The organism is Pseudomonas sp. CFII68 (genome assembly GCF_000416195.1).
Classification (GTDB): domain Bacteria; phylum Pseudomonadota; class Gammaproteobacteria; order Pseudomonadales; family Pseudomonadaceae; genus Aquipseudomonas; species Aquipseudomonas kilonensis.
On sequence record NZ_ATLN01000037.1, the window covers coordinates 1 to 12,652 of the forward strand.

14 protein-coding genes and 1 pseudogene are annotated in these 12,652 nt (G+C 58.4%); 9 read left to right on the plus strand and 6 right to left on the minus strand.

What is annotated here, in order from left to right; all coding sequences use genetic code 11:
• Positions 1-120 precede the first annotated feature (120 nt).
• The 4 genes from creD to creB all read right to left on the minus strand — a co-directional run bounded on the left by creD (position 121) and on the right by creB (position 4,793).
• Positions 121-1,494: a cell envelope integrity protein CreD gene (creD, locus tag CFII68_RS20110; protein ID WP_018603535.1), complete on the minus strand. Its 1,374-nt coding sequence runs from the start codon at positions 1,492-1,494 to the stop codon at positions 121-123.
• Between the two features lie 54 nt (positions 1,495-1,548).
• Positions 1,549-2,523, minus strand: a complete 975-nt coding sequence (locus CFII68_RS20105) for an alpha/beta hydrolase (protein ID WP_018603537.1) — start codon at positions 2,521-2,523, stop codon at positions 1,549-1,551.
• Between the two features lie 171 nt (positions 2,524-2,694).
• Positions 2,695-4,113: a two-component system sensor histidine kinase CreC gene (creC, locus tag CFII68_RS20100; RefSeq protein WP_018603539.1), complete on the minus strand. Its 1,419-nt coding sequence runs from the start codon at positions 4,111-4,113 to the stop codon at positions 2,695-2,697.
• A complete protein-coding gene (gene creB, locus CFII68_RS20095; RefSeq protein WP_018603542.1) occupies positions 4,113-4,793 on the minus strand; it encodes a two-component system response regulator CreB in 681 nt (226 codons plus the stop codon). The genes creC and creB overlap by 1 nt, the downstream gene beginning before the upstream one ends.
• Positions 4,794-4,973: 180 nt before the next feature.
• Between creB and CFII68_RS27840 the strand changes: the two genes are divergently transcribed.
• Positions 4,974-5,936 (plus strand): RHS repeat-associated core domain-containing protein, encoded by a 963-nt coding sequence (locus CFII68_RS27840; RefSeq protein WP_018603544.1) that lies wholly within the window; start codon positions 4,974-4,976, stop codon positions 5,934-5,936.
• A 158-nt stretch (positions 5,937-6,094) separates the two neighbouring features.
• Here CFII68_RS27840 and CFII68_RS20090 read toward each other — a convergent pair whose 3' ends face one another.
• A complete protein-coding gene (locus CFII68_RS20090; protein ID WP_018603546.1) occupies positions 6,095-6,601 on the minus strand; it encodes an ATP-dependent zinc protease in 507 nt (168 codons plus the stop codon).
• Positions 6,602-6,953: 352 nt separating this feature from the next.
• On the opposite strand from CFII68_RS20090, the gene CFII68_RS20085 reads away from it, so the two are divergent.
• The 3 genes from CFII68_RS20085 (at position 6,954) to CFII68_RS0125835 (ending at position 9,355) form a co-directional block, all read left to right on the plus strand.
• A complete protein-coding gene (locus CFII68_RS20085; RefSeq protein WP_018603548.1) occupies positions 6,954-7,847 on the plus strand; it encodes an acyltransferase in 894 nt (297 codons plus the stop codon).
• A gap of 81 nt (positions 7,848-7,928) precedes the next feature.
• Positions 7,929-8,834, plus strand: a complete 906-nt coding sequence (locus CFII68_RS0125830; protein ID WP_033062499.1) for an RHS repeat-associated core domain-containing protein — start codon at positions 7,929-7,931, stop codon at positions 8,832-8,834.
• Positions 8,835-8,950: 116 nt separating this feature from the next.
• Entirely contained in the window at positions 8,951-9,355 is a 405-nt protein-coding gene (locus tag CFII68_RS0125835; protein ID WP_033062497.1) for a hypothetical protein, read from the plus strand.
• A gap of 33 nt (positions 9,356-9,388) precedes the next feature.
• Here CFII68_RS0125835 and CFII68_RS20080 read toward each other — a convergent pair whose 3' ends face one another.
• Positions 9,389-9,967 (minus strand): DUF2780 domain-containing protein, encoded by a 579-nt coding sequence (locus tag CFII68_RS20080; RefSeq protein WP_018603553.1) that lies wholly within the window; start codon positions 9,965-9,967, stop codon positions 9,389-9,391.
• A gap of 303 nt (positions 9,968-10,270) precedes the next feature.
• Between CFII68_RS20080 and CFII68_RS20075 the strand changes: the two genes are divergently transcribed.
• The 5 genes and pseudogenes from CFII68_RS20075 to CFII68_RS20055 form a co-directional block, all read left to right on the plus strand.
• Positions 10,271-10,693: a DUF3757 domain-containing protein gene (locus CFII68_RS20075; RefSeq protein ID WP_018603555.1), complete on the plus strand. Its 423-nt coding sequence runs from the start codon at positions 10,271-10,273 to the stop codon at positions 10,691-10,693.
• Positions 10,694-10,798: 105 nt separating this feature from the next.
• Entirely contained in the window at positions 10,799-11,374 is a 576-nt protein-coding gene (locus CFII68_RS20070) for a hypothetical protein (RefSeq protein ID WP_018603558.1), read from the plus strand.
• A 346-nt stretch (positions 11,375-11,720) separates the two neighbouring features.
• The gene (locus tag CFII68_RS20065; RefSeq protein ID WP_018603560.1) at positions 11,721-11,993 is read left to right on the plus strand and encodes a hypothetical protein; all 273 of its coding nucleotides are present in this window, start codon (positions 11,721-11,723) and stop codon (positions 11,991-11,993) included.
• A gap of 190 nt (positions 11,994-12,183) precedes the next feature.
• Entirely contained in the window at positions 12,184-12,396 is a 213-nt protein-coding gene (locus CFII68_RS20060; RefSeq protein ID WP_018603565.1) for a cold-shock protein, read from the plus strand.
• A gap of 28 nt (positions 12,397-12,424) precedes the next feature.
• Positions 12,425-12,652, plus strand: a pseudogene (locus CFII68_RS20055) (RHS repeat-associated core domain-containing protein); the annotation flags it as partial.

A 12,652-nucleotide genomic window follows, 5' to 3' on the forward strand; every position in this document is an offset into this window, starting at 1 on the left:
CCTGTGGGAGCAAGGCTTGCCCGCGATGGCAGTGCACCGGATCCAGCGGAAACAACCCAGCAATCTGCATCACCAACACCTCCCGCACCCGCTGGTCCTCACGCAACCCCAGCGACCGGCTCATTTCACCTCTCCCAGATCAAAGCTCATCGCCGCCGCCGGCTTCGACCCGACCCCGTACCAGTCCAGCTTGCGGGTCAGCACCATGAACACGCCCAGCAGGCCGAACAGCAACAGCGAGCCCATCAACAGCGCGTAGTCCTCGGCGCTCAACAGGCCGTAGAGCAAACCGTACAAGCCCGCCAGCCCCACCGAGAATCCCAGGCCGTGGCTCACGCTGCGCAACACATGGCAGACATAGAACCCGATCAGCAATACACAGGCGCTGGCCGACACCAAGTACGCCAGGGTGAAGCCGATGTGCTCCGACAGCGACAACAGCAGCAGGTAAAAGAACGCCAGCGCCACGCCCACCAAGGCGTACTGGACCGGGTGCACCGCCAGGCTCTTGAGTACCTCGAAGAGGAAGAAACCGGCGAAGGTCAGGGCGACAAACAGCAGCGCATATTTGATCGCCCGGTCGCTCTTGAGGTACTGGTCCACCGGGTCGATGAAGCTCACCCCGAAGGCCCGGCTGCGGAACGCTTCACAGCTATCGCTCGGTTCGCAGGCTTGCAGTGTTTCCAGGAGGTTGGTGGAGAAAAACGACGTCTGCCAGTCGGCACTGAAACCCTGCTCATTGATTTCACGATTGGTCGGCAGGTAGTTGCCGATAAAGCTCGGATGCGGCCAGTCAGCCGACAGGTGCACCTTGGTGGATTTGCCCACTGGCAGAATCTGGAACTCGCCAGTGCCTTGCAGGCGCAGGTCGAAACCGAAGGTCAACTCAGGGCCGCCCTGGGCGGTGATCATCGGCAGCGGCACATGCACACCCTGCCCCAGCCAACCGAGCCGCGAGCCAGGCAGGAAGTCGACGGTCTGTTGGTTGAGCGTCAGGGTCAGCGCATTCTCGATGCCGCGAATGTCGCTGATGCCGACGCTCAGGTACGGCTCATCGAAGCGGTAATCGGCAAAATCCTTGGCGGCTACACCGTAGCGCTCAGGCACCTTGAAACGGCCATCGATCCGGTTATCGGCATGGAACAAGCGCGCTTCGTAGATGCCCCGGGCACGGGTTTCGGTGCGGATCTGGCCGTCGAGTTCAAACTGCTCCGGTAAAAAATACAACTCGCCCGCTCGCTCGACGGTTTCCAGGAAACGCACGCCGGTCTTCTCGTTGGTATTCCAGACCTTCACGCTCTTGCGAAACGGCACCACGATCATCGGCCCGATCAGTTGCTGGTTGTAGCTGGAGCTGCGGGCGATGTCCTGCAGCACACCGTCACGCAGTTCCTGGCGCTCATCAATGAGCCCGTTGATCATCAACAACGGGATCATCAACAAGAGAATCAAGAGGGCGATCATGCCCAGTTTTATGGCGAGACTGCGGTTCATGTGGGGCTCTCCCTGTTCGAATGAGGGAGAGTCTGGGGTGGCTGTGTGTTGGGCTTATGGAGCGATTGTGGAGATTGTGTGGAGACTGCCATCGTCGTGTCGAGCACGAACGCCGGCATCCGCCACGTCCACGGCCTGGAAAGCTTCGCGCAGGGAGTCCTCCATCAGCTGCCAGGCCTCCTCGGCCGACTCGTCCGGTCCCAGGTGGGTGAACATATGGTCGCAGCCTTCAAACATTCGCTGGCGCACCGGCACGCCGGCCTGGCGTAACTTCTCGGCGTAGGCCTCGCCTTCGGCACGCAAGATATCGTATTGCGCCGTGATCACCGTGGCAGCCGGCATCCCCGCCAGCGCCTCGACCGGCGCCAACAGGGGTGAGGCCAACGGATCGAGCGCCTGTGCCGGATCGCTCAGGTAGCAGCTATTGAAGAAGCGCATCAGGCCGGCATTGAGCAGTGGCCGGGCACTGGTGGACGTCTTCAAGGCTGGGTCCTGGTGCAGATCCAGCGCCGCATAGTCGATCAACTGATGCACCACCTTCAACGCCTGATGCCCTCGCGCCAGGCCCGCCACGGCGGCGGCCAGATTGCCGCCGGCGCTATGGCCGCCGACGGCGAAACGCTGAGGATCGATGCCCAGCGTTTCGGCTTCGCTGGCCAGCCATTCGAGCACCGCGAAGCACTGCCGCGGGCCTGCGGGGAAGGCGTGCTCCGGCGCCAGCACATAGTCCAGATTGACCACCAGGCAGTTCAGGTTATGGGCCAGTCGACGGCAATAGCTGTCGTCGTGTTCGGGCGTCCCCGCGACAAAGCCACCGCCATGGAAATTCAGGTACACCGGCAGCTTTGCCGAGGACTGCGAATGGGGCCAGTAAAACAGCGCCCGCGCAGGCCCCCAAGGCGTCGGGATGGTTTGCTCGACAACGGCGCGCAACGGAAACAACGCAGCGTCGTAGGTAAACTTCGCCTTCATTCTCTTGGCGAAGGCGCGCAACAACTTGGCCTGCAGTTTTTGCCAGAGGCTCACCATGCTCATGCTCCCGGTTGTGTATCCACGAATAGGACCAGCCGACCGAAAGTCATCTCGCCGTAAGGCATGGCTTGCTGACAGGTCTACAAAATTGTTCGCCGGTGCTGAGGGGAAATTAAACCTAAAAAATGGTTATGTAAATTAATCAATAATAAGATTAACCAAGTTCCCTCAAGGCAACCTCAGCACCACCTCAACCCCACCCACGATATTGCCAATACTGAATTGCCCCCCATGCAACTGCACCACCTCCTCCACGAAGTTGAGCCCCAGGCCAGTGCTCTTGCGGCCGCTGTCCGGGCGCGGCAGGGAGTAGAAGCGCTCGCTCAGGCGTGGCAGCGCGTAGTCGGGAATCGGCGCGGCCTGATTGAACAAACGGATCTCGACGCGGTTCCCGTTGCGCTCGGCGCTGATACGTAGCCGACCGTTGACGGGGGTGAAGTCCAGGGCGTTTTCCAGCAGATTGCCCAAGGCCTGGCGCAACAGGAACGGCTCACCGGTCAGCGTCAGGTCGGCAGCGATATGCTGTTCAACCGTCAACTGGCGACTTTCAATCCAGCCGCCACGCGCTTCCAGCAGCTCGTCCATCAACGCTGCCAGCGGCACCGCGACTTCTTCTTCCAACCCCTGGCGCTGCTCGATCTGGGCCAGGTTGAGCAACCGTTCGATCAACTGCTGCATGCGCACACTTTCGTTGTCGATGTTATTGACGAAGCGTTGGTGCTGGGCGGCGGGCATGTCGCTTTGCAGCAGCTCGGCGGCCCCGCGAATCGCCGCCAGCGGGCTCTTGAGCTCGTGGGTCAGCGTATGCACATAACGCTCGACGTAAGCCTTGCCTTCCAGTTGCGTGCGCATGTGCTCCACAGCGCCCGCCAGTTGCTCGAACTCGCCCCCACGATAATGCGGCACTTCCACCCGACGCCCCTGGCTGACCGCCTGGGCATAGCTCGTCAAACGCCGCAATGCCGCGCTGAGCCACCAGGACAACAAGCCGCCCAGCAACAAGCCCAGGGCCACCAACCCGGCGCCATAGATCAACAGGCGCCGCTCGGTGCGATCGACATAAGGCTGCAAGGAACTGTTGGGTTTGGCGACGGTGACGACCCCAATGATGCGGCCGTTGTCGCGGATCGGCGCGCCGACGTGCATCACCGAAGACGTCGGATCATCGGCAACGCTGCGGGTCGAGCGAGCGCCGTAGTGGCCGCGCAGGGTCAGGTAAACGTCGTTCCAGCGCGAATAATCCTGGCCCACCGCCACGCCACTGGAGTCGAGCACCACGATGCCGTTGGCATCGGTGACATAGATGCGATGGCTGACCTGGTTTTTCGGCAAGCCCCAGATCGTCGCCGCCGGCTGGCGCTCGCCGTAGGCCTTGAGCAACTGCGGCCAGCGATTCTGGTTGAGGGTGCCGGCCTTGAAATCGTCCCGCAGGATCTCGGCCATCAGGTTGGCCGTGTCCACCAGGGTTTCTTCGGTGGACTGGCGCACGCCGGGGCGGATTTCCTCCATGACCGTGTTGAGCACGAAGTAACCGGTCAAGGCGATAAACAGCACATACACCAGGAAAATCCGGATCCCCAGCGACATCAGCTGTGCCCCGGGCTGTAGCTGTAGCCCAGTCCCCGATGCGTCTGGATCGGCTCGGCCTCGGCCCGGACCAGGCGCAGCTTGGCGCGCACGCTCTTGATGTGGCTGTCGATGCTGCGCTCGTAGCCGGCATCGCTGGCCACGCCCAGGGCATCGAGCAGTTGCTCACGGCTGAAGACCCGCTCAGGTTGCTCCAGCAGACAATTGAGCAGGCGGAACTCGTGACGGGTGAGGTTCAGCGGTGTGCCGCGATAGTTGATCTGCACACGGTCGGCATCGACCTGAAACAACGCCGTGCCCACCTCCGCCGCCGGACGCGGCGCCACGCGTTTGAGAATCGCCCGGACCCTGGCCGCCACCTCGCGGGGGCTGAAGGGTTTGACCACGTAATCGTCGGCACCGATTTCCAGGCCCACGATCCGGTCGATCTCGCCATCCCGAGCTGTAAGAAAGATGACCGGAACGTCGCTGAAACGTCTGATTTTTTTACAAGTCTCGAATCCACTGATATCCGGCAGGCCCACATCGAGAATGATCAGGTCCGCCGGGGTGTTTTTCTGGTGTTCGAGGGCGGCTGCGCCAAGGCTCAACCAGGTGGTGTCAAACCCCTCCCCTTGCAGGGCAAACACCAGTGTATCGGCGATGGCGGCTTCGTCTTCGACAATCAGGATATGAGGCATGGCTTGCGGGCCCGGCAGTAAAGTTGCCGGAACGGTGCCGCAAGGTTTGGGGTACGTCAATCGGCAGTCGAGTTGGTCGGTGGTTGGCGGTCACGACTAACAGTTCTGATAGTTGGCAAGCGCTGGAAAACGGCTGATGCTGAAGACCGGTTTTTTTGGACTTCAGATGGAGCTCAGTCGATGCCGGCCTCCCCTCGCGAAACCGTATTGTGCCGCTACCGCTACGACCCGTTGGATCGCCTGGTCGACTGCGCGCCTTCCGCTGAGGCTGGTATTCAGCGCTTTTATTGCAAAAGCCGATTGGCGACGGAGATACAGGGGGCGGTGCAGCGTAGCGTGTTTCAGCACGACGATCAGCTACTGGCGCAACATCGGCGCGAGGATGCGAAGGTGAAGACCGCCCTGCTGGCGACTGATCAGCAGCGGTCGGTGTTGAATGTGCTTGATGCGAACCGGGTTCATCCACTTGCCTATAGCCCTTACGGACATCGTCCGGCGGAAAGCGGGCTGCTCAGTTTGCTTGGGTTTAACGGCGAACGACCGGATCCGGTGACGGGGCATTATTTATTGGGGAATGGGTATCGGGCATTCAATCCGGTGTTGATGCGGTTTAATAGTCCGGACAGTTTGAGTCCGTTTGGGGAGGGGGGGGTGAATGCTTATGGGTACTGCGAAGGAGACCCGATCAATCGGAGTGATCCTACAGGACACTTTGGGGCGGGATTAAAAGCATTTTTACGAGGGATAGGAGTAATGAAACCAAAAGTAGATGTGTATAATTTAGGTTATAAAGTTACGGCCGGATACCCAATCATCAGCAAGGGAAAAAACATAAATCCGATAACAGCCCGGTTTAGGACAACAGATATACCATTGGGCGACCTAAATAAAAAACAAATCTACAGACTGGCAAAAGAAGTCGAACATGACACCAAGAGAGCCTTCGCCATATACAGTTCCATATACGATTCCATGTCCAATGGGGTTCCCACACCCCCCCCACTATACTTCAGATGGAATACTCACACGGTAAATCTAACGGCGCCACCAAAATCAAGGACGTTCGCAAAGTACAACTTAGTCGAGGGCTTAACTATAAACAAAGAAATCCGGGAAATGCTTTTTCAATTACGCGCGTCATAGATGCAAACCAGAACTCTTCACTTTCGTCTATACCTCAGAAAATTCGCAAATCGATTTAGTTCCCCTTAAAAAGAAGCTCGGAAGAACTTGACGTAACAGAAACATGCAGCTTTGTACAAGACGACCGGGGTTTTCCGCACCAGCCTCAGGCACGCCCTTCAACAATCCGGCTTATCCGCCGTAAACCGCCGCGCCGGGTTCACCGCCGCGCCAAACTCACGCAGCGCCTTGGCCCCGATCAACAGCGGATAATTGAAACTGCTGCGGTCTGTCAGGTTGACCTCGACCGTGCGCTTGACATTACCCAGGCACAACTCCAGATCGACCACCGGGCGCTTGGTGGGGGCGATCTTTTCGTCGTCGTCCTCATCCTCTTCGGAACGGGTCTTGATCTTGCTGATGCGGGCGACCTTGTGTTCGTAGACCTTGTTGCTCGCATCCTTGGTCGCCAGGCGGAACCGCACCCAATCATCGCCGTCACGGGTAAAGGTCTCGATGTCCTTGGCCGACAGCGAGGCGGTCAGGGCGCCGGTGTCCATCTTGGCCTTGAGCACTTCGCCACCGATCTCCGGCAACGCGATGTATTCATAGCGCCCGTACAGGGTCGGCTCGGCGGCCAGCACTGGAAGGGCCACCAGGGAAAGCAGGGCTAGAACTGATTTCATGTAGTTAGGGCTTCCATTGTGGGAGTGGGGTTTTAGACCGTTGCTGATGAATTCGTTCGGTTGACTTCGATAGCAATGGCTAAGAGAAACTCCAGCCAAGCGCTACCTCTGTGGCGAGGGGATTTATCCCCGCTGGGGTGCGAAGCAACCCCAAAACAGTCAGCTCAATCAGTCTGGCGCACCGAGATATCAGGTTTCAGGGGCGCTTCGCACCCCAGCGGGGATAAATCCCCTCGCCACAAAAGCCCATCCAGTTTAGCCAAGCCCAAGTGAAACTTTCGTCCACACCGATTTGGCCTGCCGCCCGAAGCTTGCTTATCATGGCCCGCCCACCTGTTTGCAAGAGTCATCTATGCGCCGCCTGCTCACCGGCTGTTTCGTCACGCTGCTGCTATTGCTCAACACCCTGGTGCTGTTCGGGCCGCTGATGGTGTTCGCCGTGCTCAAACTGATCCTGCCCGGGCGCTTTCGCGACTATGCCTCGTGGGCGGTGATGTGGATCGCCGAGACCTGGGCCGAAATCGACAAGCTAATCTTCGCCCTGTGCATCCCCACCCGCTGGGACATCCGCGGCGGCGCCGACCTGCGCCGCGATACGTCCTACCTGGTGATCAGCAATCACCAATCCTGGGTAGACATCCCCGCCCTCGTCCAGGCCCTCAACCGGCGCACGCCGTTCTTCAAGTTCTTCCTCAAGAAAGAGCTGATCTGGGTGCCGTTCCTGGGGTTGGCCTGGTGGGCGCTGGACTACCCGTTCATGAAGCGCTACACCAAGGCGTTCCTGGCGAAAAACCCGGAACTGGCCGGCAAGGACCTGGAAATCACCAAGGCCGCCTGCGAGCTGTTCAAGCGCCAACCGGTCACCGTGGTCAACTACCTCGAAGGCACGCGCTTCACCGCCGCCAAAAGCCAACAACAGCAATCCCCCTTTACCCACCTGCTCAAGCCCAAGGCCGGTGGCGTGGCCTTCGTGCTGGCGGCCATGGGCGAACAGCTGGACGCGGTGCTGGACGTGACGGTGATCTATCCGCAAGACCGCATCCCCGGGTTCTGGGACTTGATCAGCGGCGCGGTGCCCAGGGTCATCATCGACATCCAGACCCGCGAACTGGACCCTACGCTGTGGCAGGGCGACTACGAAAACGACCCGGTGTTTCGCCAGCAGGTGCAGGATTGGGTTAATCGGCTCTGGACTGAAAAGGACCGGCGCATCGCCCAATTGCGCAACGAACGCCAGGAAACCTAACAGTTCTGATAGTAGGCAGCGGCTGAAAAAGCTCCGATGCTGGAGGTCCGGATTTTTTGGATCTTGCGCGGAGTTCGGAGCATGCCTACTGTCCCTCGTGAAACCGTATTGTGCCGCTACCGCTACGACCCGCTGGATCGGCTGGTCGATTGTGCGCCTTCTGCTGAGGCTGGAATTCAGCGGTTTTATTGCAAAAGCCGATTGGCGACAGAGATACAGGGCGCGGTGCAGCGCAGCGTATTTCAGCATGAAGACCAGTTGTTGGCGCAACGTCGGCGCGAGGATACGAAGGTTGATACCGCCCTGCTGGCGACCGATCAGCAGCGGTCGGTGTTGAATGTGCTCGATGCGAACCGGCTTCATCCCCTTGCCTATAGCCCTTACGGCCATCGCCCGGTAGCGAACGGTCTGCTCAGTTTGCTGGGGTTTAACGGCGAACGGCCGGATCCGGTGACGGGGCATTATTTGTTGGGGAATGGGTATCGGGCGTTCAACCCGGTGTTGATGCGGTTTAATAGTCCGGATAGTTTGAGTCCGTTTGGGGAGGGTGGGGGGAATGCCTATGCGTATTGTGAAGGCGATCCGAGGAACCGGACGGATCCGTCAGGGCATATTTGGGGGATCGAAAAATTGCTCAGAAGGTTATTCCGCGCAACGCCAAAGGTGCTTACAAACACCCCATCATCGGCTCCGCCATTGCCCCCCAGAAAAGCACCAAAACTTAAGCCACCGCGACCTATTACAAAACCCGAACCACTACCAGCGAAAGGATTCACCATCATGGACAAGCATGCCTTAATCTCCCTTCCTGACGATGGAGACCATGTATTTTTTGCTCCAATTCCACTAGACAAAGAGTCCATAATCCAGCTCAGAAGAGCGGGCATTCATATCCATCCCGATCTTCTAGCACCAATGGAAAAATCCAAAATCAATCATGGCTTTGTGCCGGAGTCTGATACTGTCGACTCTATCCGCAAAACTTAACGAATAAAGATTCAAATATTAACTCCAAATCAACATAAAAAACTGGCAACCCTGACAGTATCCCTCCCCAGACCCAGCCATAACCATGTCCCCGAACCCTAATCGGAAGCACACCCATGCGAAACTTCATGACGGGCGGCGGCGGAATAATTCTGCTGATGATCGGCCATGTCCACGCTGGAGAAGTCACTTGTCCAGCCGTGACACAACTCCATGACCACACTGAAACGGTAGAAATGCAGGATGACCCCGAATGGCAAAGCCAGAGCCCCGTGCAGGAGCTCAACCCGGCGGTGCTGCCCTTCAACGACGCCGAGTTCGCGGTCCAGGAATCCGAAGAAGACAATCAGCTGCCGGCAAGGGTCAGCATCACTTGCAATCACGGTGAGATGAATCTCACGCTGGATTACCCCTCGGCCCAAGAACCGGCCTTGATGCCGGGGCTGGACACACGTTGCGCCAGCCAGCCCCCACACATTTTCAGGCGTGGGAATGCCGACTACCTCAGCTTGAAATTCTGATCCCCCTGTGGCGGATGTCCGATGTCGCCACCCTCACACACCCGCTCCATTCCCCCAAATTCCCCCCAGGTTCTGCAGCAGCGAACCAGCAACGCCCTGTTGGCCGAGGTACTGCAGAATGATCGGGGCAAACTGGCCGATCATGCCACTGTCCATGCCCAGCGCACTGAAGGCGTTGTTCAGGTCGCCGGTGTCCTTGACGTTGCCCAGCAAGCCGTCGAGCAGTGCATTCTTGTCCGACCCGCCCCCGAGCAAACCGCCCAGGCCATTGAGCCCGCCGATGGCACTGTTCCCAGCGATCTGATCCAGGCCCGGGACACTTTTGCTCAACTCGGAAAACTGCGGCTCACTGAGTCGGTTCTTCGCCAGCCCCAGCATCGCACCGGCACCACCGATGGCCTGTTCCGGCGTGATCTTGAGTTCCGATCCCAAGGTGTTGAGCAGGCCGGCGGCTTTCGGCGCGGCGGCCACGGCGCCCTCGCCCTGCTCGCCTTGGTTGCCCTGCATCGCCGACACCACATTGGCTGCATCACTGAGGCTGAACTGCGCGAAGGCTGGGCTGGCAGCCAGCGTCAACAGGCAAGACAGAGCAAAACCACGTGAAACCTTCATCCGGGACATCCTCTAGACCATGAAAAAGCCGCTCATGAAGAGCGGCGTAAAGCGAGCGTTGGACTGGCGCGGACGCAGATTGTTCCTAAACGTATTACATAAATGGCCGATAGCCATTACAGAAAATTCTCCAAAGGCCGTCAGAAGTGTCTGATTCAACGAAAACTGCGCTTTTTAATATATCTAAAAGTTACCAAACATCCATATACAGTTCTAAATTGACATAAATAACTGCCTACATTGACAGTAGCCCGCCCGACCAAAGCCGTGAATCGTTGAACGGAGACTTTTGGAGCCTGGCAGATGAAAAAAATACTGGCTGGACGCACGGTGTTACTTTTACTGATTGTCGGCCACGCCCATGCCGGTGAAATAACCTGCCCTGCCGTCACTGACATCCATAGAAACATTGAATCGGTGGAAGATGTTTTCTTCGTCGAGATACAGGACGACCACGAATGGGAGAGCGAAAGCCTGGTGGACGTGGTCGACCCGGCATCGTTGCAGTTCGAAGGTGCCGAGTACGTTATCCATGAAGCCGACGAGGAAATACAGACAGCCACAAGGGCGACCATCACGTGCCGGTACGGGGACATAAATCTGAATATGGAGTATCAGCAGATCCTGGAACCGGCCTTTTCAGGGTGGGTGAACAATCGCTGCGAAAGCCCGAACACCAGAATGTGCAGGTTAATGGACGGCGACTACTTCAACCTGTTTCTTTGATCGGGAATGGCAACCGCGTCACTGTTCCTGCACAGCGTTTCAAGGCGCCCTGCCATCGCCTGCACCGTTACCGTACAGTGCGGCTTTCTCCAGCAGAGTTTGCCCATGAACGTAAAAATCGGCGGCGCGACCCTCGCCGTTATCCTGACGGGCATGCTCATTGTCCTGGGCGTCAACGAATGCCAGCGCGGCCCGCTGAATCCGGAACTGGCCGACGGCACCAGCGAAGAACAAAAGACCTGGCTGACCATCGAACACCGCATCAAGCGCTCCGACCCGACGCTTACCGATGTGACCCGCGACCAGCAAACGCTGACGGTGCTTTACCGTCCAGGTGCATGCGCGGATGACTGCGAGCCCTGGGTCCCGCACCTGCTGCGGGTTGTTGGCCATGGCCTGGCAGCGCTCAACGGCGCGCCAGGGGGCAAGCAGTACACACAAGTGACGGTCAAGGCGCGGATCCTTGCCGATGATGATGTGGAACTGGTCTATGACATGCCAGGGTTCGACGCCATCAAGACCCAACAAGGCGGCTACGAAACCTTTGCCGGCATGCCCCGCAGCCTGAAATTCAGCAGCGACGCCCTGGCCCAGGCGCAGGACTATTGCCAAGGCCCTAGCGCCAAAGGGTTCTACCCTGAATTCTGCGAACGGGTCGAGACTGCAACGGCCCATCGCTAACCGTGGCGAGGGCACTTGGACCCTGTAGGAGCTGGCGAAGCCTGCGATCTTTTGATCTTTCGCTTGAGACTCAAGTGCCTGGGGAAAGATCGCAGCCTCGTTTCACTCGGCAGCTCCTACACAGTGTCCACAGCCCGACGCGTGCAATCTCTAGCCACAACCGGCGCTCGATCACCGTCGACCAAAAATCTTACAACTACTTGGGAAATCACCCGCAACAGCGAGCCTTGCCCAAGCCAATCCGCGATGCCTATAGTTCGTCCCGTCGTCCACATGGCGACTCGGGTTTGGCGACTCGGAACACTGCGGTCAGAAGTCCCAATTTAACTAAATGAGGCTCCACCCAATGAACCGATACATGCCCCTCACCGGCGTCGACTGCTCCCCCGCCGCCCTGCTCATCGATACCCAAGCCCCCCTCGACGTCCTCCACGAAACCGCCGCCTACCGCATCCGCGCCGTGACCCAACTGTTGGAAAACATCGCCTTTCGCGAAGAGCTCAGTTCCGACGCCGTCGTCCTCCACGATTTCGCCCTGCTCCTGGCGATTCCGTTGCGCGATGGCTGCGATGTGCTGGACGTGATCGGCCGGCGCTTGCAGGCACAAGCCATGGCCTGACCGCAGCGCCAGTCATCCGACTATCAACGCGCAAGCCGTTATTTCCTCTCGGTATTGCCTACTGTCAACGTTGACAGTAGGCAGCTGTTCATTCGGGTTCTAACCTGCAGCCGTGACAACGACAAACAAGGCTCTGGGCAACCCACAGCCCCTGTGCCTTTCTTCATTCGGGCAAGCAGGAAGAATAAAAATGAACGACCGAATCAAAGGAACCGTGAAGTGGTTTAACGATGCAAAGGGCTATGGCTTCATTACCTGCGGCAATGGAGGCGAGGATTTGTTCGTTCATTACTCGGCCATCGCCGGCGAGGGATATAAAACATTGAAACAGAAGCAGACGGTTTTTTTTGAAATCGAAAAGGGCGACAAAGGCATGCAGGCCACGAGAGTGACGCCTGAATAAAGCGCTTTCCATTCCGGGTAACGACGTCATGTTGGCGAACCGCAAGACGCTGCTGTGCCGCTACCACTACGACCCACTGGATCGCCTGGCCGACTACACACCCTCGGCCCAGGCCCGCACCCAGCGCTTCTACCTGAAAGAACGCCTGACCAGCGAAATCCAAGGCTCGGTACAGCGCTCGATATTCCAACAGGGCGATCAACTCCTGGCCCAACAACAGCGCCAGGACGCCGCCGTCGAAACCACCTTGCTCGCC

Excerpts from the sequence above, each read along its gene's own strand:
- creD (WP_018603535.1), bottom strand. The coding sequence starts at position 1,494 with ATGAACCGCAGTCTCGCCATAAAACTGGGCATGATCGCCCTCTTGATT.
- CFII68_RS20105 (WP_018603537.1), bottom strand. The coding sequence starts at position 2,523 with ATGGTGAGCCTCTGGCAAAAACTGCAGGCCAAGTTGTTGCGCGCCTTC.
- creC (WP_018603539.1), bottom strand. The coding sequence starts at position 4,113 with ATGTCGCTGGGGATCCGGATTTTCCTGGTGTATGTGCTGTTTATCGCC.
- creB (WP_018603542.1), bottom strand. The coding sequence starts at position 4,793 with ATGCCTCATATCCTGATTGTCGAAGACGAAGCCGCCATCGCCGATACA.
- CFII68_RS27840 (WP_018603544.1), top strand. The coding sequence starts at position 4,974 with ATGCCGGCCTCCCCTCGCGAAACCGTATTGTGCCGCTACCGCTACGAC.
- CFII68_RS20090 (WP_018603546.1), bottom strand. The coding sequence starts at position 6,601 with ATGAAATCAGTTCTAGCCCTGCTTTCCCTGGTGGCCCTTCCAGTGCTG.
- CFII68_RS20085 (WP_018603548.1), top strand. The coding sequence starts at position 6,954 with ATGCGCCGCCTGCTCACCGGCTGTTTCGTCACGCTGCTGCTATTGCTC.
- CFII68_RS0125830 (WP_033062499.1), top strand. The coding sequence starts at position 7,929 with ATGCCTACTGTCCCTCGTGAAACCGTATTGTGCCGCTACCGCTACGAC.
- CFII68_RS0125835 (WP_033062497.1), top strand. The coding sequence starts at position 8,951 with ATGCGAAACTTCATGACGGGCGGCGGCGGAATAATTCTGCTGATGATC.
- CFII68_RS20080 (WP_018603553.1), bottom strand. The coding sequence starts at position 9,967 with ATGAAGGTTTCACGTGGTTTTGCTCTGTCTTGCCTGTTGACGCTGGCT.
- CFII68_RS20075 (WP_018603555.1), top strand. The coding sequence starts at position 10,271 with ATGAAAAAAATACTGGCTGGACGCACGGTGTTACTTTTACTGATTGTC.
- CFII68_RS20070 (WP_018603558.1), top strand. The coding sequence starts at position 10,799 with ATGAACGTAAAAATCGGCGGCGCGACCCTCGCCGTTATCCTGACGGGC.
- CFII68_RS20065 (WP_018603560.1), top strand. The coding sequence starts at position 11,721 with ATGAACCGATACATGCCCCTCACCGGCGTCGACTGCTCCCCCGCCGCC.
- CFII68_RS20060 (WP_018603565.1), top strand. The coding sequence starts at position 12,184 with ATGAACGACCGAATCAAAGGAACCGTGAAGTGGTTTAACGATGCAAAG.